This is a genomic window from Metabacillus fastidiosus NBRC 101226, assembly GCF_001591625.1.
Classification (GTDB): Bacteria; Bacillota; Bacilli; order Bacillales; family Bacillaceae; genus Metabacillus; species Metabacillus fastidiosus.
In genome coordinates this window covers 1-19,425 of the sequence record NZ_BCVG01000026.1, presented here as the reverse complement: position 1 = coordinate 19,425, position 19,425 = coordinate 1, and the positions used below count along the sequence as shown (strand labels likewise).

The 19,425-nt window shown below is 36.5% G+C and carries 21 protein-coding genes; 1 reads left to right on the top strand and 20 read right to left on the bottom strand.

Annotation, left to right across the window (positions count from 1 at the left end; genetic code table 11):
* The 5 genes from der to BFA01S_RS08930 all read right to left on the bottom strand — a co-directional run bounded on the left by der (position 1) and on the right by BFA01S_RS08930 (position 4,085).
* Positions 1-1,311: a ribosome biogenesis GTPase Der gene (der, locus tag BFA01S_RS08950; RefSeq protein ID WP_066228670.1), complete on the bottom strand. Its 1,311-nt coding sequence runs from the start codon at positions 1,309-1,311 to the stop codon at positions 1-3.
* A gap of 370 nt (positions 1,312-1,681) precedes the next feature.
* Complete coding sequence (locus BFA01S_RS08945) at positions 1,682-2,290, bottom strand: transglutaminase-like domain-containing protein (RefSeq protein ID WP_066228668.1); 609 nt, start codon at positions 2,288-2,290, stop codon at positions 1,682-1,684.
* Positions 2,291-2,411: 121 nt separating this feature from the next.
* The gene (locus tag BFA01S_RS08940; RefSeq protein ID WP_066228666.1) at positions 2,412-2,600 is read right to left on the bottom strand and encodes a capping complex subunit for YIEGIA; all 189 of its coding nucleotides are present in this window, start codon (positions 2,598-2,600) and stop codon (positions 2,412-2,414) included.
* Positions 2,601-3,491 carry a YIEGIA family protein gene (locus BFA01S_RS08935; RefSeq protein ID WP_066228662.1) on the bottom strand — a complete coding sequence of 297 codons (891 nt, stop codon included), beginning with the start codon at positions 3,489-3,491 and terminating at the stop codon, positions 2,601-2,603.
* Entirely contained in the window at positions 3,492-4,085 is a 594-nt protein-coding gene (locus BFA01S_RS08930; RefSeq protein WP_066228659.1) for a YphA family membrane protein, read from the bottom strand.
* Positions 4,086-4,407: 322 nt separating this feature from the next.
* Here BFA01S_RS08930 and BFA01S_RS21850 point away from each other — a divergent pair, with 322 nt between their 5' ends.
* Positions 4,408-4,539: a YpzI family protein gene (locus BFA01S_RS21850; protein WP_082799918.1), complete on the top strand. Its 132-nt coding sequence runs from the start codon at positions 4,408-4,410 to the stop codon at positions 4,537-4,539.
* Between the two features lie 34 nt (positions 4,540-4,573).
* Here the strand turns inward: BFA01S_RS21850 and fni are convergent, their stop codons facing one another.
* The 15 genes from fni to BFA01S_RS08860 all read right to left on the bottom strand — a co-directional run bounded on the left by fni (position 4,574) and on the right by BFA01S_RS08860 (position 19,264).
* Positions 4,574-5,629: a type 2 isopentenyl-diphosphate Delta-isomerase gene (gene fni, locus BFA01S_RS08925; protein WP_066228656.1), complete on the bottom strand. Its 1,056-nt coding sequence runs from the start codon at positions 5,627-5,629 to the stop codon at positions 4,574-4,576.
* 12 nt (positions 5,630-5,641) lie between these two features.
* The gene (gene rpsA, locus BFA01S_RS08920) at positions 5,642-6,784 is read right to left on the bottom strand and encodes a 30S ribosomal protein S1 (RefSeq protein WP_066228653.1); all 1,143 of its coding nucleotides are present in this window, start codon (positions 6,782-6,784) and stop codon (positions 5,642-5,644) included.
* Positions 6,785-6,933: 149 nt separating this feature from the next.
* Positions 6,934-7,512, bottom strand: a complete 579-nt coding sequence (locus BFA01S_RS08915) for a lysophospholipid acyltransferase family protein (RefSeq protein ID WP_066228737.1) — start codon at positions 7,510-7,512, stop codon at positions 6,934-6,936.
* Positions 7,513-7,522: 10 nt separating this feature from the next.
* Complete coding sequence (cmk, locus tag BFA01S_RS08910) at positions 7,523-8,194, bottom strand: (d)CMP kinase (protein ID WP_066228650.1); 672 nt, start codon at positions 8,192-8,194, stop codon at positions 7,523-7,525.
* A 192-nt stretch (positions 8,195-8,386) separates the two neighbouring features.
* Positions 8,387-8,563, bottom strand: coding sequence for a YpfB family protein (locus tag BFA01S_RS22790; RefSeq protein ID WP_169800451.1), 177 nt, complete (start codon positions 8,561-8,563; stop codon positions 8,387-8,389).
* Between the two features lie 210 nt (positions 8,564-8,773).
* Positions 8,774-9,433 (bottom strand): flagellar brake protein, encoded by a 660-nt coding sequence (locus BFA01S_RS08905; protein WP_066228648.1) that lies wholly within the window; start codon positions 9,431-9,433, stop codon positions 8,774-8,776.
* Positions 9,434-9,608: 175 nt separating this feature from the next.
* Positions 9,609-10,952 (bottom strand): germination protein YpeB, encoded by a 1,344-nt coding sequence (gene ypeB / locus BFA01S_RS08900; RefSeq protein WP_066228647.1) that lies wholly within the window; start codon positions 10,950-10,952, stop codon positions 9,609-9,611.
* A 15-nt stretch (positions 10,953-10,967) separates the two neighbouring features.
* Entirely contained in the window at positions 10,968-12,161 is a 1,194-nt protein-coding gene (sleB, locus tag BFA01S_RS08895) for a spore cortex-lytic enzyme (RefSeq protein WP_066228645.1), read from the bottom strand.
* A 137-nt stretch (positions 12,162-12,298) separates the two neighbouring features.
* Positions 12,299-12,943, bottom strand: coding sequence for a glutamic-type intramembrane protease PrsW (prsW, locus tag BFA01S_RS08890; protein ID WP_066228643.1), 645 nt, complete (start codon positions 12,941-12,943; stop codon positions 12,299-12,301).
* Positions 12,944-13,090: 147 nt separating this feature from the next.
* Positions 13,091-14,053, bottom strand: coding sequence for an asparaginase (locus BFA01S_RS08885; protein WP_235842999.1), 963 nt, complete (start codon positions 14,051-14,053; stop codon positions 13,091-13,093).
* Between the two features lie 35 nt (positions 14,054-14,088).
* Positions 14,089-15,063 carry a YpdA family putative bacillithiol disulfide reductase gene (locus tag BFA01S_RS08880; RefSeq protein ID WP_156483574.1) on the bottom strand — a complete coding sequence of 325 codons (975 nt, stop codon included), beginning with the start codon at positions 15,061-15,063 and terminating at the stop codon, positions 14,089-14,091.
* Positions 15,064-15,197: 134 nt separating this feature from the next.
* A complete protein-coding gene (locus BFA01S_RS08875) occupies positions 15,198-16,469 on the bottom strand; it encodes a Glu/Leu/Phe/Val family dehydrogenase (RefSeq protein ID WP_066228636.1) in 1,272 nt (423 codons plus the stop codon).
* Between the two features lie 205 nt (positions 16,470-16,674).
* Positions 16,675-17,283 carry a genetic competence negative regulator gene (locus BFA01S_RS08870; RefSeq protein WP_066228633.1) on the bottom strand — a complete coding sequence of 203 codons (609 nt, stop codon included), beginning with the start codon at positions 17,281-17,283 and terminating at the stop codon, positions 16,675-16,677.
* Positions 17,284-17,599: 316 nt separating this feature from the next.
* On the bottom strand, positions 17,600-18,391 hold the full coding sequence (locus BFA01S_RS08865) for a metallophosphoesterase (protein WP_412758772.1): 792 nt from the start codon (positions 18,389-18,391) through the stop codon (positions 17,600-17,602).
* Positions 18,392-18,808: 417 nt separating this feature from the next.
* A complete protein-coding gene (locus tag BFA01S_RS08860; RefSeq protein ID WP_066228630.1) occupies positions 18,809-19,264 on the bottom strand; it encodes a DUF2663 family protein in 456 nt (151 codons plus the stop codon).
* Positions 19,265-19,425 lie beyond the last annotated feature (161 nt).

Here is a 19,425-nt window from a genome sequence, read left to right as displayed (position 1 = left end):
CTATTTTCTCGCTCTTGCGAAAAGTTTAATTGGAGTTCCTTCAAATTCAAATGCCTCTCTAATTCTATTTTCTAAAAACCTTTCATATGAGAAATGCATTAATTCCGGTTCATTAACAAACACGACGAAAGTAGGCGGCTTTATAGCTACTTGTGTCGTATAGAAAATCTTTAAGCGTGTACCTTTATGCGTCGGAGTCGGATTCATCGCCACAGCATCCATCACAACATCATTTAATACATTCGTCTGTACACGTCTTGAATGATTTTCACTCGCAAGAATAATTTTCGGCATTAATGTATGGATTCTCTTCGTTGTTTTCGCAGATAAAAAGACAATCGGTGCATAATCCAGGAATTTAAAATGCTCACGAATATTTTCTTCAAATTCCTTCATCGTTTTTTCATCTTTTTCCACTACATCCCATTTATTCACAACAATAACAACTGCTCTTCCAGCATCATGGGCATAACTTGCGATTTTCATATCCTGCTCAATAATACCTTCTTCCCCGCTTAAAACAACAAGGACAACATCTGAGCGGTCAATCGCCTTTAATGCTCTTAATACACTGTATTTCTCAGTCGATTCGTATACTTTCCCTTTTTTACGCATTCCAGCAGTGTCGATAATGACAAAGTCCTGTCCTTCATACTTATAAGTCGTATCAATTGCATCACGCGTCGTTCCTGCAATATTGCTGACGATAACACGCTCTTCTCCTAAAATTGCATTAACAAGAGAAGACTTTCCGACATTCGGACGGCCGATTAATGAAAATCTAATTGTTCCATCATCATAATCTTCCGAACCAATATTTTTAAAATGCTTCGCTACTTCATCTAATAAATCACCTAAGCCGAGACCATGAGACCCTGAAATCGGGAAAGGCTCACCAAATCCAAGCGCATAGAAATCATAGATAGAAGCACGCATATCAGGATTATCAATTTTATTAACAGCGAGAACGACCGGCTTATTTGAACGGTAAAGAATTTTTGCTACTTCCTCATCAGCCGACGTAACTCCTTCTCGTCCATTCGTCATAAAAATAATAACATCCGCTTCATCAATCGCAATTTCAGCCTGATGGCGAATTTGCGCAAGGAACGGTTCATCACCGATATCAATACCGCCTGTATCAATAATATTAAATTGATACGTCAGCCATTCACCTGAACTGTAAATACGGTCCCTCGTTACCCCTGGTACATCTTCTACAATTGAAATTCTTTCTCCAACAACTCTATTAAATATCGTCGATTTCCCCACATTCGGGCGACCTACGATTGCAACAACTGGTTTTGCCATTAAAAAACATCCTTCCTGCCAATTAGCGGTTTTCTATATGTATAATAAAAAAATTCGTTATTTTATTAATTATCCAAACTACATTATATACATACTCACTGAATTAAAAAACCCTTCTAACAGTCGAAAGAAGGGTCTAACTTTCTTATGTTATCAAATTTTAAAATATTACTCAACTTAATTAAATGATGTTTAGCAAATAAGGAGTAATACCCTATTATTATAAATTCCCAATATACAATAAAAACCTTAGTATAGTGTACGATTTTTGGCTCATCTCACTCATATTTAGAAAGCATGCTCTACTTGCAAATGGATGAGCCAAAAATCAACATAGTTTCATTCTAAAATGAGGTTATTATTAAAATAATCATAAATTATCTGGCAAATGATATGTATACATTTCCCGTACATTAGTATGTGATTGTAATACTGCTAATGTTTTAGGATGAGGCTGTACATAAATAACCGGATAATCCTTTTCATCACATGCTTCATTAATTGAAAAAGCTAACTTTTCTTCATGAATTGAAAACTGTGCGTTAATCCCTTCCTTATTTCCGCGGGCATCTAATCTTACCCATTTATTCACCGATTTTAAGAAAACAGCATTTAAAGCGTGGATACAATATCCTTTTTCAGGGGTATCGAACAGCATTAACCGCTGATAACAAAAACCTGCTGGTATTCCTTGTGATCTTAATAAAGCTGCCAGCAAATTAGACTTTGCATAGCAAATCCCCTCTTTATAGGCTAATACTTCAGATGCATAACAGGTAACATGCTTGCCTTGAATATCCGCCGAATGGAATACCTCATCCCGAACGAACTCAAAAGCAATCTGTACTTTCTCCATTTCCGTTTGAGAAGGGTTAAAAAGTTCATCTGCCTTTTCTCTAATTAGAGGATGAGAATAATTAACCTCATTACATTCAAGTAAATAATCATCCAGTTTATCTGATTCACAAATCATATCCATTCCGCCGATCCCCTTTATGTATAAATATTCATCTAATAGTTTTATTATACATAAAAAGAACTTTTATCTCTACAAGAATAATGTAAAGACGGCAGCGAAATTAAAATAATTTATTTTATCTCTAATGTTTAACAACGATGTATAAATCATCCCCGATACCATGGGCGATCCCATCTAAAATTGCCTCCAGATTCTTTGCATAAAAATGCATTTCTTCTTCTGTTTTACAAATAAATACTGCCGTGCCTCCAATTGTGCGTGTAGGGTCTGTCGTAACTACAGCTAATATGTATTTTTCAATTGCACTCAATTAAGAAGCACCCCTTCCATTTTCCTTTTTCTCAGAAGGCATTCGAATCGCATTTTCAAGAGTCGGAACCTGGCTGATTATTTCAATCGCTTTTTCTGCATCACGAACCTGTGGTAAAACGAAAACGCCGAGACGACCGTCATTTAAGTCACGTTTTGCAAGCGGTGTAAGTGCAGGCTCACCAGAATCTCTGTATACACCAAGCGCTGTAGATACGTCATGTAGAATTGCTTGTCTTTGTCCAAGATTTGCAATCGTCATATTTGCGTTAAAATTTTTCGGCTTCAAAATAAAGCCCATTCCATACTTAAGAATAGCTTCTTGTTTTTCCGGAATCCCGATATTCATAATGTAAATATTATCGACAAATAAGCCAGCACCGTCAAAATGCAATTCCGCCTGCTCAATATCCACAATATCTTTTATTTTCCCCCCTGCCATAAGCTTACCTGATATAAACAGACAAATGACAGCCGCAATGACAGCCGCAATAAAATTAAAAACCAAATAAGCAAATGTTGTAAATAAGGAGGTAAAAATAACAAGATAATTCCTGCTTTCAAATGCAATCGCAATTCCTTCGATATACGTTGTTCCCCTTGGAACTAATTCATAGCTGTCCATTTGTGTTAACGTATTTCTCTCCATATTTCGTACATCTCGAAACTGGGAAGCCGCTAAAGTTAAAAACGTAACAGCTGTAAATTCCTTCGTCATAATCGCCGGGACAGCAATCGTTCCTAAACCAGCTGCAATAAATCCGAGCGCTATATGAATTATTTTCCCATGCAAATATGTAGGATACTGGCGATAATCCGTCCTTAACATGTAAAGCCGGCTTATAACACCTGCTGCAACCCCGAAAAGAACTGGTAGTGTATATTCATTCATCTATCCCTGTTTCTCCTTTACTGGTTTTTGAAGAAGCTGTTCCACATAAAAAATCATATTTTTATATAGTGCCCAAATATAGATGAGAGTACAGCTTAAAATTGTAATATCAAGAAATTGTTCCGTCCCGACCGTCAATCCGCTGTAAATATTACTCAATATAAATGAATATAAAAATTCTCCCTGGCAAACTGCTATAAGCACATACGCAAACTGCTCATAAGCTGTTTTGCCGATATAGAGAGATAAAAAACTAACGAGAACACTTATAATCCATGTCCCACCGAAAATAAACCAGACCGGGTCATACAACTGAAAGAGCATCATTCCGCTGTAAGCAAACGTCAATGTGACAGAAGTCAGAAAAAAGGAAAATGTTATTTTCCGATTCGCCAGTAAAAAATAGCCAAGAAGTAGAAATAAAAAATAATTTACTCTCACTTGAAAATCAGCTATAGCAATAAATGAATTACTAAAAATAATATTTACTAAAATAAAAGCAATAATCCACGTTCTCCATTTCCCTTTTCTCCACATAAATGTGCAAACAATCCATGCCGCCCACATGAACCAATAATAAATAATTCCTTCCACTTCACTCCTCCTCCTATTATTCCCATTATGGCTAAATCTATTTGTGTTAAAACAGCTTTGCGAATAAAAATAAAGTGAAATTTCCATAAGCAGGGTTTTTTCTCATCCTTACTGATGAATCCGCACGATGCCGATCACACATACGTTGCTCGGGTGAAGTATAGAACTTAGTATGCTTTCTTTGTTTGGATCTTTACTGGCAGGTGATCTCCTGCTTCACTTCTTCGAATCCCTAGAATTTTGAAAGTGGTGTCTTACTGCCCGTTAAGGCTGGGATAAAATTAATATAGAAAATGAATACTAAAAAAAAGGAGGGATAGAGATGGGAAAAGATCGCCAAGAAAAGAAACTAAGAGAAAGTAAAAGAGTAGAATCTGACCGGGACCAGTCAATTAATTACAAAGGCTCAACTGGTTTAGAAGGACCAGAAGCTGCAAGAAGAAGAAATCAATAATGAAATAATAGAAAAAGCTCGCCAATTGGCGAGCTTAACGCTGACTGAATTTCTTTGTATCAATTCCTCTTTCTGTGAGCCAATGATGTGCTTGACCAAAGATAATAAGAGGTGCATGTTGAAGTTCACTGATAGACTTACATCCTAATGCCGTCATGATTAATTTCAAATCATTTTTTATCATTTGAATTTCTTGTACTAAATGTTCATAGCTGTCTTCGATTAATATTTTCAATAAGTAACCTGCTAGTCCTGCTGCACTTGCACCTAATGATACAGCTTTAGCAATATCAAGAGCATTTTGCATACCGCCCGAACCGATAATCGATATGCCGCTTTCTCTATTCGTACTTGCTTCGGCTATCGACACTGCAGTCGGTATGCCCCAGTTATCAAAATAGGTCATCATTCTCTCTCTGCGATTATTCTCAATCCGGGAGAAATTCGTTCCGCCGTATCCGCCGACATCTACTGCTTGTACACCTATTTCACTCAGCTGCCTTACCGCTTCCCTGCTCATACCAAACCCTACTTCTTTTACTATAACAGGAACTTCCACACCTTTAACAATTGCTTCCAATCTTTTTAATACATTCGTAAAATCACGGTCCCCTTCAGGCATTACTAATTCCTGTACAACGTTTAAGTGAATTTGCAATGCATTTGCTTCGATCATATCAACTGCTGTCTTAGCCTGATCAACCGTCGCTTCACTGCCTAAATTCGCAAAAATGATGCCTTTTGCATTTACCTTTCGGACAATTTCATATGATTTCGCTTCATTTTTATTTTTTACAGCTGACATTTGTGACCCTACAGCAATTGCAATATCTGTTTCTTTTGCAGCATTTGCTAAAGCTTCATTAATTTTTAACGTTTCCTCACCGCCGCCGCCAGTCATTGCATTTATAAAAAGAGGCGAACTTAAAAACAGTCCGCCAATTTTTGTATTTAATTCAATACAATCAACTGATAGATCCGGCAAGCTGCTGTGAACAAACGTAATTTCATCAAAACCGCTTAAACGCCGTTGTCCTGTGCTTAATGCATGATGAATATGTTCCATTTTACGCTCTGCCCGTTTATCCATCTAAATCACCATTTACTTTAGTTTATTTAATTGATCACCAATCATCTCACCAAGCTGAAAACCTGATGGTTCATCTTGAGATTGAAATCTAATATAATCTTCTTCACTTGCATTCGGTGACTCTTCTAATTCACGAATGCTAAGTGAGATACGCTGCTCTTCACTATTTATATCGAGCACCTTCACCTTAACTGTTTGTCCCTCTTCAAGCACCTCATGCGGTGTTCCAATATGCTTGTGAGAAATTTGTGAAATATGAACTAGCCCTTCCACACCCGGGAAAATTTCAACAAATGCACCAAATGATACGAGGCGTTTCACTTCTCCTTCAATAACATCGCCAGCCTTTACTTTTTCCTTCATTGCTTCAAAAGGTCCTGGCAGCGTTTCTTTTATAGACAGTGAAATTCTCTCATTATCACGGTCAACAGATAATACTTTTACAGATACTTTCTGTCCTTCTTCTACAACATCAGACGGTTTGTCAACATGTGTATGTGATAATTGCGAAATATGAACGAGGCCGTCAATTCCGCCTATATCAACGAATGCACCGAAGTTCGTTAATCTTTGAACCGTTCCTTCTAATACATCCCCAGCCTGGATTGAATCAAGCAGCTCTTGCTTCTTTTCCACCTGTTCTTTTTCCACAACTGCCCGGTGTGATAAGATGACTCTATTTTTCTCTTTATCAATTTCTACTACAATTAATGATAAAGTTTTCCCTTTGTATTCTGAGAAATCTTCAACAAAATATGTTTCTACTAACGAAGCAGGGATAAAACCTCTAACACCTAAATCTACTACGAGTCCACCTTTAACAACATCTTTTATTTCCGCATTAAAAACTTCTTTAGATTCAAATTTATCTTCAAGACTTTCCCACGCTAGGTCCGCATCAACGGCGCGTTTCGATAAAATTAGTGATTCTTCTTCCACTTTAATCACTTTTAAATCTAATTGATCGTTTTCACCGACAATATCAGATGCTTTTTCAACATGAAGGCTTGAAAGTTCACTAATTGGGATAATTCCTGTGAACTTGCAGTTTTCTATTTCGATGATTACTTGTTTTTCCTCCACTTTCGTAACGACACCTTTAACGATCTGTCCTACTTCTGGTGATTGTACTTCAACATTGTTTAACTCTTCCATCTCCATAACCTCCTTGGTCAAAAACAAGTGCGACTTTAGATTAAAATATGTATGTTATCATTTCATTCATTTTAAAAATAAAATGACAATACCCCTCTTCTAATAAACTTCTAATAAATGCTACTTTTTGTCAAGCGATAAGCTTTAATCTACTTATTTTTTTCAATAAGGTTTTTGATTTCCGCCATAATCACTTCAGTCACAACATCAGCAGAAGCTTTTTGCTCTCTTAGTTCTTCCATATTAATCGGTTTTCCATAAACGACTTTTAATCGGCTAAATGCTTTATACGGACCGATAATAGCACATGGGACGACAGCTGCATTGGAACGTAAGGCGAAAAAACCGGCACCCGAGAGTCCTTTACCTAATTCTCCATTAACACTTCTCGTTCCTTCTGGAAACAGACCTAAAATTTTACCATCTTTTAATATTTTTAAAGCTACCCTTAATGCTTCACGGTCACTCATCCCTCTTTTTACCGGAAAAGTACCGAAACTGCGGACTAAAGGTCCCAATACTGGTACTTTAAACAGCTCTGCCTTTGCCATAAAATGAACTTGACGCGGAGCAGCAGTGATACCGACAACCGGCGGGTCGAAGTTGCTTATATGGTTTGAGCAAATGAGTACTCCGCCTTCTTTCGGTATATTCTCATACCCGATAACTTCAAAGCGATAAAAAGGTGTAAGAAGAGTTTTTACAGCACCTCTGCCTAATTTATACATGAACACTTTATTAAAGCCTCTCTTCCATTAACTGTTTTATCTTTTCAACGACTTCTAAAATGGAAAATGATGTTGTATCAATTTCAATCGCATCATCAGCTTTCTTAAGCGGAGCTATTTCCCTTTCGGAATCAAGCTTATCACGGCTCGCTATTTCACTTTTCAGCTTTTCTAAATCTGATGGAAAACCTTTTGATACATTTTCCTCATGCCTTCTTTTCGCTCTCTCATCAACAGATGCTTTTAGAAATATTTTCAGCTGCGCATTTGGAAGCACATGTGTGCCAATATCCCTTCCATCCATTACGACGCCGCCATTTGCTGCGAGATGACGCTGTCTTATAACCATCTCTTCTCTAACTTTACCATGTTTTGCGACAATAGAAACATTATTTGTTACTTCATCTTTTCGAATATCGTCCGTCACATCTTCTCCATTTAATAAAACGAGCTGTCCTTTTTCAGCAGGCAGTAATTCAATTTCAATCTTTGCCAGAATATCAGCAACTTCTTTTTCCTCTTCAAGATTTGCTTTATTTTTAATAGCTGCTAATGTCAAAGCTCGGTACATTGCGCCTGTATCAATATAAACATATGAAAAATGCTCAGCGATAATTTTTGCGACAGTACTTTTACCTGCAGCCGCAGGACCATCAATCGCTACAGAAATTGTTTTTCCCATAATACCTCCTGTATACAGTGGAACTTCCATTGAAATTTATACTAGTTTACCATTTTGATAGATTGTAAATATAATCATTTTAAATTAAAAATATCCGACCAGTCTGACATCACCCTACAGTAACCTTGGTGGGTACTGTGTAAAAATAGCCAGAGAGGTCAGACTTGACCCCGTATCAGCATGCTGCTGCCATTATTGGCTAAATGTTTCAAGCCATTCAGAAATCGTAATTTTATTGACACCTTCATACTTTACTACGCGGGATAAATATGGCTGAATCTTCGGCTCCTGTATAATAAGCTGTGAGCAGATTAAAATAATAAAATGAATGACAAGCAGCTTTATTAAAATCCCTTCAAATCGCTTCATTCACTCATCTCCGATAGTTTTTATCCCAGCCTTAACGAGCAGTAAGGCTCCCTTTTCAAATTCTAGCAATCCGAAGAAGTGAAGTGGGAGACCCAGCTGCCCGTAAAGGTCCGATTGGTTTAACTAACCTTCAGCAGGGGATGAGGCCCCCACTGAAGGAAGTTTCACTTTATCTAGTATAGCTAAAACTATCTTTCTTTATACAAAAGTCTAATATTGAGCCATTTTACGCCTTATCAGTATTTGTTGTTCAAAACAGTACTTAATTAACAATTGCTTTGATTTTTCATCAAGATCGATAAATTTAGCAGGCGCTTTTATATATCCTTTTTTCTCTACAGGAATAAAATTAGTAATTTCCGCTTTCGTTTTTATGTACTCAATCGGAGCATTTTGAAATGGGAGAGACAGCCATATAATAATTTCTTTGCCCTCTTCTAATTTATGTCCTTCGCGAAGTTTTATCGCTGTACCGCCAGCACTTATATCAACCGTTTCTGTCGTAAAAGGAGGAAATTCATTATGAATCCCATGAATAGCAATATCTACATTTGTATCGATTCTAACAAATTCTCGTCGCTGAATTTTAACTAGTTTATCATCGCCGGGATAAGATAATATAATCATCGGAATTTTTTCCTTTAACCGGCCGGCTACAACCGTATCAAAACGGTATATATTTTGCTCTTTATTAACGAATGAGGCAAGTAACTCTGTATCATTCATCAAGAAAGCAGTTTTTCCTGTTGCCTCATTAACTGGATAATCAATATAAAATTGATTTTCTTTTATTTCTACTACTTTACATTTAAATTTATCAGCAGTAGCGTCCTTCATTTCTAAATTTATTACATCACCAATATTCAGCACAATATCACTCTCTCATCATTGCTTCTCCATCTTATTAAATCATGGACGACATTCATTGCGCAAGAGATGTAATATATCACATGGAAAAAGAAAGGTAATGAAATACCTTTCTCCTTCCTTTAAAACTAGAGCGCTTTCAATTTCCTAAAGCATTTCACCATTCACATTACAAATATTAAATTTCATTGTAAATCGGTTCAGGATTTTTCAATTTTTCAACCTTTTCCTCTATTCCACTATCTGCATTAATAAAGATCCTGTACGTATCATTATTTATAGTCCCTAGAAATTCATAGCATAATACTTCATCCCCAAGCTCATTCGTTATAACCGCAAGCCGGTCTTCCTGAATTTTCAAATTCGGATTTAACTTCTTTCTCGCTTTTTCTAACGTCATAGCCGGTTTCGATATGTTGCGGTCTTTATTTGCTGCTAGATAATCACGAGCGGAATACCCGATAATACTTCCATCATCAAGCGCTACTTTTATCCGAATAGTGTCTGGATAAATTCTTATATCATCACGGACGGAAACGAATGAAAATGTGCCGGTATTATCATATTGTGCACTTTCAAATAATTGAAGGTTCTTAAAATTATTCTTTTTCAAAAATTCAATCGCTTTATTAGTAGCATCATTTAAACTGATTTTCGCATCACTTATTTCTCTGTTTTCTACTAAATAAATTGGATATCCGCCTTTTTTTGTTAAATCTATATTTATTTCAGATTTATCCTTTTTATCAGTCATTGCTAAACTGTAAAATCCGAAACTAGCTCCCTCGCCGTTTTCTGTTATTTTTACATCTTTTACTTGCTGATTAACAAATTTCTCGGCAATTTTCCTTGCTTCATTTTTAGAAATCATTTTACCTTTTAATTGATTAAATCCTTCTTCCCTGTTTTTATTTGATGTGAAAGTTGGTCCAAAATCTGTTTCCGCATAGGCACCTACATTTTTTTCAACTGTTTTAAAACCATCAATAATTGTATTATCTGCCTGCTTTTTTCCTGAAGCAAGAGCCATCTCTACATCCATCCAGCGCAAGTTATTTTTTATTGCCAAACTTTGTACTTTCCTTAACTCACCTTGAATATCTGCAGATTGCTCATACATTTTTTCCAAACTTTTCATTTCCTTATTCGAAAGCGGTTCTTTTTCCAAATCACGAACAGCTGTCCGATAGCTGAAATCACCAATATTTGATAAAAATTCTTCTGTTTTGTTAAATGGCAATAAAGCGAGCGGAAGCTGTCCAACATCTGAATGTGCCTCGGATGTAATTCTCCATACATCGGCAAGTGCCGGCGAAAGTGATTCCTTCGAATTCATCGCAAGAGTAGCACCGATTTTATCATGTAAAATATCAATTCGATATGCTAAATCATGAAATGCCCTTTGGTAATTGTTTTCTGCTTGAATGAGAAGTGCATCTTTCTCCTGATGCTCCTTATATCCCCAATAACCTGTCCCTACAACTCCAATAGCTAATACTGTAATTGCTATTATTCTTAACACAATTTATCACCCTTTTTATCGGCAGAAAATATGTTTGCCAATTTGTTTAATTTGCGGTCTTCCCCAAACCCATCCACTCGTTGCAGTAGCTGGATTAAAATAATATGTTGCATTCCCTGTCGGATCAAATCCATTTAATGCATCAATGACGGCCTTTTTTGCCTGATCATTCGGTGTTAAATAAATTTGTCCATCCGCAACTGCGGTAAAAGCCCTTGGTTCGAAAATAACTCCAGCAACCGTGTTCGGAAAAGTCGGGCTGTTCACCCTGTTTAATATGACGGCCGCAATTGCTACTTGTCCAACATACGACTCCCCTCTTGCTTCTCCATATACCGCATTTGCCATAAGCTGTATATCATTTTGTGAGTAGCCGCCTGGTACATTTGCCGCCGCTGTTTTTTGTTTCTCTTTCTTTTGTACTGCTTGCTGCTGATTCGCTTGTTGCTGTTTATTTTCTCTTGCTTGCTGGTTTGCTTGTTCTTGTTTATTTTCTCTTGCCTGCTGATTTGCTTGTTCTTGTTTATTTTCTCTTGCCTGCTGGTTTGCTTGCTGCTGTTTATCTTCTCTTGCCTGTTGGTTTGCTTGTTCTTGTTTATTTTCTCTTGCCTGTTGGTTTGCTTGTTCTTGTTTATTTTCTCTCGCCTGTTGATTCGCTTGTTCTTGTTTATTTTCTCTTGCCTGCTGGTTTGCTTGCTGCTGCTTATTTTCGGCTGCCTGGCCGCCTTGTTTCGTGTGTTCAGCAATATACTTCTGTTTCGTTCCTTCTGCCTGCTGTCTTAATTTTGCCTGCTGCTCTTTCGTTGGTGCAGCTTGGATACTAAGTGGAACTCCTCCGTAATGGGTGAAATCATTCCCTTTATTTATTTGCTTATAAACGAAACCAGAATAAAACTTAGTAGAATTCGCAAGCATATTTTTCGTTTTCTGTCCTACTAAGCCGTCAACATTATCAAGTTCAAATTGCTGCTGGAAATTTCTTACCGCCCAATACGTACTCCAGCCATACACACCATCAATTTTCCCATGGTAGTATCCGTTATATTGCAATCTCGCTTGCAGCTCGATAACATCCTCACCCGTTGCTCCTCTTTGAATTACTTGCCCTGAGAAAGCATCTGCTTTAGGTATGCTTCCAAAAAAAAGTTGAAAAACTATGGCTGTTAACAATAATAAAGAAGCCATACACATCTTTATAATGATTTTCATGCTGCTCAAGCCTCCTCCAGTTAAAAATTTCTTTGCCTACCTGTATTTTTTGTAGAGCGTGGTATTTTATTCATTAGAAAGAGAATTGCTGTGCATAAAAAAAAGAGACTGCATTTAAGCAGTCCCTTACTCTCTGATTATTTTTTCATTCTAGCAATCTTTGCTTTGCGTAATGCAAACCACCATAAAAAAATCATAAAAGGCAGAATAATATAACGTCCGCTCTTAAAGTTTATCAATAATGTATCGTATAAACCATGCAGGAAAATAGGAAGGAATACAGAAATCATAATCCATTTGAGCTGATTCGACTTTAACGTAAATTTCCCTTTTCCTAAATAATACCCCATTATAACACCGAATAAGGCATGGCTTGAAACTGGAAGGATAGCTCTGCCAATTGCAAATTCCAGTCCATTAGCAAATAAATATAAAATATTTTCCACGGAAGCAAATCCTAAAGAAACGGAAACACCATAAACAATGCCATCATAATGCTCATCAAAATGAACATGCTGATAAATAGTAAAGAAGAGAATAAACCATTTAAAAAACTCTTCTAAAAATCCATATGCAATAAATGCTGTGAGGATGCTTGATGTAAAAACGGCTTCTACTTCCAAAACATATTGAATAAACATAATAGGAAAAACAAGCAGAGCCCCTAATATAAATGACCGAAACACCATGTAAAACGGTTCTGTTTCATATTGATCTTTTAAATAAAAATAACTTAGTAACGCAAGACCTGGGGCAATGCCTGCAGAAATGATTGCAACCATCAACAGGCCTCTTTTCACATAAATTCATTTATTCCGCACTTAACGGGCAGTAAAACTCCAGCTAACGGAAATTTTACGTTATTCATTATAATCGTAACACGATATTATGAAATTTGAAATGTGAAAAGCTTCAAAAGTTTTCATTGTTTAAAATAGATCCTGTATCACTTCTTCAAAATTTGATAGTAAAACAGCCAATTTAATTCTCGCCTTTTTACTATCAAAGTCCCCGCCTAAAATAACACCTCTTGACATAAGATCATGCCCGCTTCCAACATAGCTGTAGGATGGATGAACATGTCCTTCTTCCGCGCTTGTCGTCATAACAACTGCGATTCCCTTATCTAAAGCAGCTTGAATGGCATCGACCATTTTAGGTGCCGCCTGTCCGCGGCCTGCACCTTCTAAAACAATCCCTTTTGCAGATGCCTGAACTGCCGCTTCAATAAGGAAGCCGTCCGCTCCCGTGTAACATTTAATAATATCAACACGCGGCAGTGGATGTTCAAGGGGATAACATTCATGATTAACAGGTTTCTGATATATATTTACGACGCCGTTATCAATAATTCCAAGATATCCGTACCCAAATGAATGAAATCCTTGTAAGTTAGATGCATGAACTTTTTTTACATATTTTGCCGAATAAATTCGTTCATTAAAAACTGCAACAGTTCCCGCATCTTTTAATATTTCAGCAGCTGCCGCATAAATGGAATTTCTTAAATTTGAATAGACATCTGTTCCCTCGTCTTCTGGTGATCTCTGTGATCCCGTTACAATAACCGGCTTCTTATTATCAATTGTCACATCTAAAAAATAAGCTGTTTCTTCAAGAGAATCGGTACCATGGGTAATAACGATACCTGAGACAGATTCATCATTTAGTTCATTTAAAACAGCTTCTCTTAATACACTCATTTTTTCAAAGTCCATGAACATACTTGGTACTTGAATTAAATCAACGATTTTTATCTCAATATCATCAGGCAGTTTGCAAAGAGCTGCTAATTGTTCTCCGCTTAAAGCACCTGATGATAACAATCCGCCGCCAATATCCTTACTTGCAATTGTTCCGCCTGTAGTAATTAATGTCACCTTTTTCATCATCTGCTCCCCCTTCCTTTATCTTTATACTTTTTTTCTTATTTCGTTAATGCCTCTCTTTGCATGATTGCTTGTGCAATAAGACCCCCGTGAAATCTGCCGTTCTCAATAAAAATTTCATTTGCATTATTACCCGCTGCAATAACACCTGCAATAAAAATACCATTTACATTTGTCTCCATTGTTTCCTCTGTAAAAACGGGTCTTCCTGTATCACTTTCAATATCGACACCCATTTTCTCTAGAAACTGATGGTCAGGATGATAGCCTGTCATAGCGAATACAAAGTCATTTTTAATTGTTTTTTCTTCTCCGTCCACTACATACACTACGGAAGCTTCTGTAATTTCTTTTACGGAAGCATTAAATTTCATATCAATAATGTCATGTCTTACTAAAGCTTCAAATTCAGGTAAAATCCAAGGCTTTATACTGGAAGAATATTCACTGCGACGGTATAAAACAGTTACTCTTGCACCACATTTAACAAGCTCTAATGCCGCATCAACACTTGAATTTTTCCCGCCAATAACAACAACATCTTTATCAAAATAAGGATGTCCCTCTTTAAAATAATGGTACACTTTCGGCAAATTCTCTCCCGGAACTTCCATATAGTTTGGATGATCATAATAACCTGTTGCAATGACTACATATTTAGCCTGATACGTTTCTTTTGATGTTTTAACAATAAAGTTTTCACCGTCTTTTACAACGCTTTCTACTTTTTCAAAAGGATTAACACGAAGATCTTTCCTTTTTGCAACTTCTCGGTAATATGCGAGCGCCTGATTTCTCACCGGTTTTCTATTTTCAATAATAAAAGGAACTTCCCCAATTTCTAATTTCTCACTTGAACTGAAAAAAGTTTGATGTGTCGGATAATTGTAAATAGCATTAACAATATTTCCTTTTTCAATAATTAATGGACTTTTCCCAATACTCTCTAATTCAATACCGGCTGATAAACCACATGGTCCACCGCCGACAATAATAATTTCTTCATTTATCACGTTCTTCATCTCCTATAAAACTCCATATCGTATCATATTAGTTACACAAAATCGTTCATTTATACATCATTACCGTAAAAAATCCCCTATCGGTAATGATAGGAGATTTTCATTTATGTTGCAAATATATTATATTAAATCCAGCCTCTGAATCGCGATGCCTCTGCCATTTTGCGAACCCCTACCATGTATGCAGCAAGACGCATATCAACACGACGATTTTGACTTGTTTCATAAATATTATTAAATGATTTAACCATTACAGTTTCGAGCTTTTCATCCACTTCTTCTTCAGACCAGTAATATCCCTGATTGTTCTGAACCCATTCGAAGTAGGAAACTGTCACACCGCCGGCACTTGCCAGTACATCCGGTACTAATAAAATACCGCGGTCAGTTAAAATACGCGTCGCTTCTAAAGTAGTCGGCCCATTAGCTGCCTCCACTACAATCTTCGCACGAATATTCTCTGCATTATCTTCTGTAATTTGATTTTCAATTGCTGCAGGAACTAAAATATCACAGTCCAGCTCCAGTAATTCTTTATTTGTAATCGTATCATTAAACAGCTTAGTTACAGTTCCAAAGCTGTCACGACGATCAAGTAAGTAATCAATATCTAAACCGTTTGGATCGTATAAGCCACCGTATGCATCTGAAATACCGACAATTTTAGCACCTGCATCATGCATGAATTTGGATAAATAGCTGCCGGCGTTTCCAAAGCCTTGCACGACGACTCTCGCTCCTTGAAGTTCAATGCCTTTTTTCTTTGCAGCTTCACGAATACAAATCGTAACACCTTTAGCTGTTGCAGATTCACGTCCATGAGAACCACCGAGAACGAGCGGCTTACCAGTTATAAATCCTGGTGAGTTGAATTCATCCATACGGCTGTATTCATCCATCATCCAAGCCATTATTTGCGAATTCGTAAAAACATCTGGTGCCGGAATATCTTTTGTTGGTCCTACAATCTGGCTGATTGCACGGACATATCCCCGGCTCAGACGCTCTAATTCACGGAACGACATGTCCCTTGGGTCACAGATTATTCCGCCTTTACCTCCGCCATAAGGTAAATCAACGATTCCACATTTTAAACTCATCCATATCGAAAGTGCTTTTACTTCTTTTTCAGTAACATTAGGGTGAAAGCGAATACCGCCTTTTGTCGGGCCAACAGCATCATTATGCTGTGCACGGTATCCTGTAAATACTTTAACTGAGCCATCGTCCATTCTCACTGGAATTTTCACTGTCAGCATTCTAATCGGTTCTTTTAATAGTTCAAAAACTTCTTCAGGATACCCTAGTTTTTCAAGCGCCTTATGTATCACCGTTTGGGTTGATTTTAATACATCAAGATTTTCATGGTTCTTGTCGGTGTTATTATCGGCTACCATTTAAGCTAACCTCCTAAATCTTTTCAGTTGAAGTTGGAAATGTCCACCTTTGAATTTTAGTATACACCTTCCATTAACTTATGCAAAGTAGAATAGACCTTTTATTATTAAAAACCGTCCATCAAAAAGAGTAATAATACCAGAAAAAAGAAAAAGAGGACTGCTACGTGAAAGTAACAATCCTGTTTGTTTAATCAAGTGATTATTATAAGACAGTTCCGTCTTTTTTTCCAAAAAAATGATAAAGCTGTTGAATAGCATGCTCTTCCATTAAGCACTTCCCATACTCTTCCAGCCTATGAATTGTTATCGTAGAAGGATGGCCATATTCAGCAAGTATAGAGATTAAATCTTCTACATACATTGGCTGATTTTCACCTATCAGTAAATAATATTGGTTTTCATAACTATAAATCATACCATCATGAATATTTAGATGGAATAAACATTTTGATAGCTGAATGAGATCTTCAAATGTTTTAAATTCATAAATAATATCGTCACTCTCATCGAGTTTTACTTGCATTTCTATATAATCATCTGAATAATCATCTTCTTCTTCATCATCAGTTTCTTGATTTTTCGTGACGATGACAACCATTCCTTGTGCTTGAAGAGAGTAGACTTCAACAGCAATCGGCCCATGCGCCTCAAAACCTAATTCCTCACTCGCTTCCTCCATCATATCACGAAACAATTGATGAACTTTAAGTGAGTCTTTCCATAAATCTTCTTTCGTTAAACCTCTGTCACTTAAATCATCTACTGTTAGGAAAACTTTTATCTTATTATAGTTCAGTCGCTCGAGCCGCATCCCTTACCCTCCTGCCGTTAGAACGCTCATTTTACATTCATCATATGAATTTAAAGCGAGATGGTTCTAATAATTTGTAAACAGTGTACACCGAGAACGAAAATAAGACAAGCTTAAATGGTTAAAAGTTGGAATCTGGTCCTCTTTCAAACAAAACAGTGTTTTTTTACTCTTCATTGCGGGTGAAAAGGAATGTTTTTGCTTTGCATAATCATTCAGCCGTATTAGAAAGTTCTGGCTCTTCTCCATGAAAAAAAGAAACTTCTAATAAAAGTTGTCCAACCTTTATTAGAAGCTTCCATCTTTTCATTTCGTTCTATTGTTCTTTACTTATCGTAATAAGATGTGTCTCGGCAGGAGCACCTAATCTTAACGGAACACCTGATGTTCCGTAGCCATTGCTTACTAAAAGGGAATATTGATCAAATTGATGAAGTGCGCCCTTTTCATACAATCCGAAATTTAAAAACCTAATTTGTCCTCCATGTGTGTGACCGCTTAATATAAATGATATATTATCAGTATCTTTTACTTTTTTATGAATGACAGGATTATGGCTTACTAATATTTTAAAACCATCTTCCTCACTGTCAAACAAGGCGAGCTCCAGCCTGTCGCGTCCAAGTGTCGGGTCATCCACCCCTAATAATATAAGCTTTTCCCCGCTTGGAGACTCAAAGCTCCTCGCTGTATTATCAAGAATACTTACACCGTGTTCAAGCAGGAGTGCATCTAATGAATGATAGTCTACTTCATAATCATTGTTTCCCCAGACAAAATAAGCCGGTCCTATTTTAACGAGTTCTTTAATATTTTGCTCCACTCGGCTAAATGGCACCCTTTTCTCTGTTAAGTCGCCGCCAATAATGACAAAATCAACTTGCTTATTTATTTGATTTAATAATCTTTTACTAACTTTGCGCCTATGAATATCAGAAATAAAAAATATATTCACTTCTCCGAAACTTTCAGGAAAATTCGAAAATGTCAAACGATGATTTACAAGGTTATTTTCCATCGCTTTTTTGAACATATATAAGCATATGAGTACACCTATTATAAATAAACTAATGAAAATCCATAAAACAATTACCATAGCACCATCCATAATCCTTTCCTCTTGCAGCCTTACTATACGGATACAAATTAATATCTTAACATATATCTGACAAAATGTAGTATAGCGTACGATTTTTAGCTCATCTCGCCCAAATTGATAAGACGAGAAAGAAAAGCGAGCTTTTCTTTCTCGTTTTATCAATTTGGGCACTTTTCAGCTAAAGCTGAAAAGCATTTGCAAGCTTTGCTTGCAAATGGATGAACCAAAAATCAACTAAGTTTTGCAAAAAAATTCAGGTTTAGAAATAAAGAATTTATTTGGATAACTCATGTAAAAAACAGTCTTCAATTTATATATTTAAGTATAAACGAATTTCTATCAATAGTATTATATCTTTCCAAAATAACAGCCAGTAAAACTAACATCTCTAATAAAATTGGGGACTTATTAATAGGAAGTTAGATTTTACTTACTTTCCTGAAATAAATTTATATCAAATTCCCTCTTCATCATTTGCAGCACTTCATGGCGCCGCTCCCACAGCTCTGGCTGCGGCCAATAGTCCGTGCTTTTACGAACAACTTCACATCTTAAAGAATGGAATTCATTTTCTGTTTTATCTTCTTTCTTTTTAAAATATAATGCTGTTGCATATCCTGCGGCAATACATAATACTACAACAATATGAAGGGAATCATTGAGTATGGAGCTAATAATAAAACCGATATTGCCCAAGCTGTATTTAATAATAGAAAAATATATATAAAGTATGAAAATGATTGATGTAATAAACGTAAACATTTGTGCAGAAAACCGCTTCTGCCTGTATTTTTCCATCTTTCTTTTTTTATTCACTAAGTTTTGCAGTACTTGCTTCGTCGGTTCGTCCACATAGTTTCTATTTAAAGATGCAATTTGCATATCTATTTTCCTCACACCCTCTCACAGCTTTACTCCTCTGTTCATTTTATGAGCCAAGCTGTGAGCATATGAATATTTATCAGGAAAGAAAAAATGTATGCAAAAGCATACATTAAACAACGGGAATTTTTATCCCAGCCTTAACGAGCAGTAAGACTCTC

Excerpts from the sequence above, each read along its gene's own strand:
- der (WP_066228670.1), bottom strand. The coding sequence starts at position 1,311 with ATGGCAAAACCAGTTGTTGCAATCGTAGGTCGCCCGAATGTGGGGAAA.
- BFA01S_RS08945 (WP_066228668.1), bottom strand. The coding sequence starts at position 2,290 with ATGGATATGATTTGTGAATCAGATAAACTGGATGATTATTTACTTGAA.
- BFA01S_RS08935 (WP_066228662.1), bottom strand. The coding sequence starts at position 3,491 with ATGAATGAATATACACTACCAGTTCTTTTCGGGGTTGCAGCAGGTGTT.
- BFA01S_RS21850 (WP_082799918.1), top strand. The coding sequence starts at position 4,408 with ATGGGAAAAGATCGCCAAGAAAAGAAACTAAGAGAAAGTAAAAGAGTA.
- fni (WP_066228656.1), bottom strand. The coding sequence starts at position 5,629 with ATGGATAAACGGGCAGAGCGTAAAATGGAACATATTCATCATGCATTA.
- rpsA (WP_066228653.1), bottom strand. The coding sequence starts at position 6,784 with ATGGAAGAGTTAAACAATGTTGAAGTACAATCACCAGAAGTAGGACAG.
- BFA01S_RS08915 (WP_066228737.1), bottom strand. The coding sequence starts at position 7,512 with ATGTATAAATTAGGCAGAGGTGCTGTAAAAACTCTTCTTACACCTTTT.
- cmk (WP_066228650.1), bottom strand. The coding sequence starts at position 8,194 with ATGGGAAAAACAATTTCTGTAGCGATTGATGGTCCTGCGGCTGCAGGT.
- BFA01S_RS22790 (WP_169800451.1), bottom strand. The coding sequence starts at position 8,563 with ATGAAGCGATTTGAAGGGATTTTAATAAAGCTGCTTGTCATTCATTTT.
- sleB (WP_066228645.1), bottom strand. The coding sequence starts at position 12,161 with ATGAAAATCATTATAAAGATGTGTATGGCTTCTTTATTATTGTTAACA.
- prsW (WP_066228643.1), bottom strand. The coding sequence starts at position 12,943 with ATGGTTGCAATCATTTCTGCAGGCATTGCCCCAGGTCTTGCGTTACTA.
- BFA01S_RS08885 (WP_235842999.1), bottom strand. The coding sequence starts at position 14,053 with ATGATGAAAAAGGTGACATTAATTACTACAGGCGGAACAATTGCAAGT.
- BFA01S_RS08875 (WP_066228636.1), bottom strand. The coding sequence starts at position 16,469 with ATGGTAGCCGATAATAACACCGACAAGAACCATGAAAATCTTGATGTA.
- BFA01S_RS08870 (WP_066228633.1), bottom strand. The coding sequence starts at position 17,283 with ATGCGGCTCGAGCGACTGAACTATAATAAGATAAAAGTTTTCCTAACA.
- BFA01S_RS08865 (WP_412758772.1), bottom strand. The coding sequence starts at position 18,391 with ATGGATGGTGCTATGGTAATTGTTTTATGGATTTTCATTAGTTTATTT.
- BFA01S_RS08860 (WP_066228630.1), bottom strand. The coding sequence starts at position 19,264 with ATGCAAATTGCATCTTTAAATAGAAACTATGTGGACGAACCGACGAAG.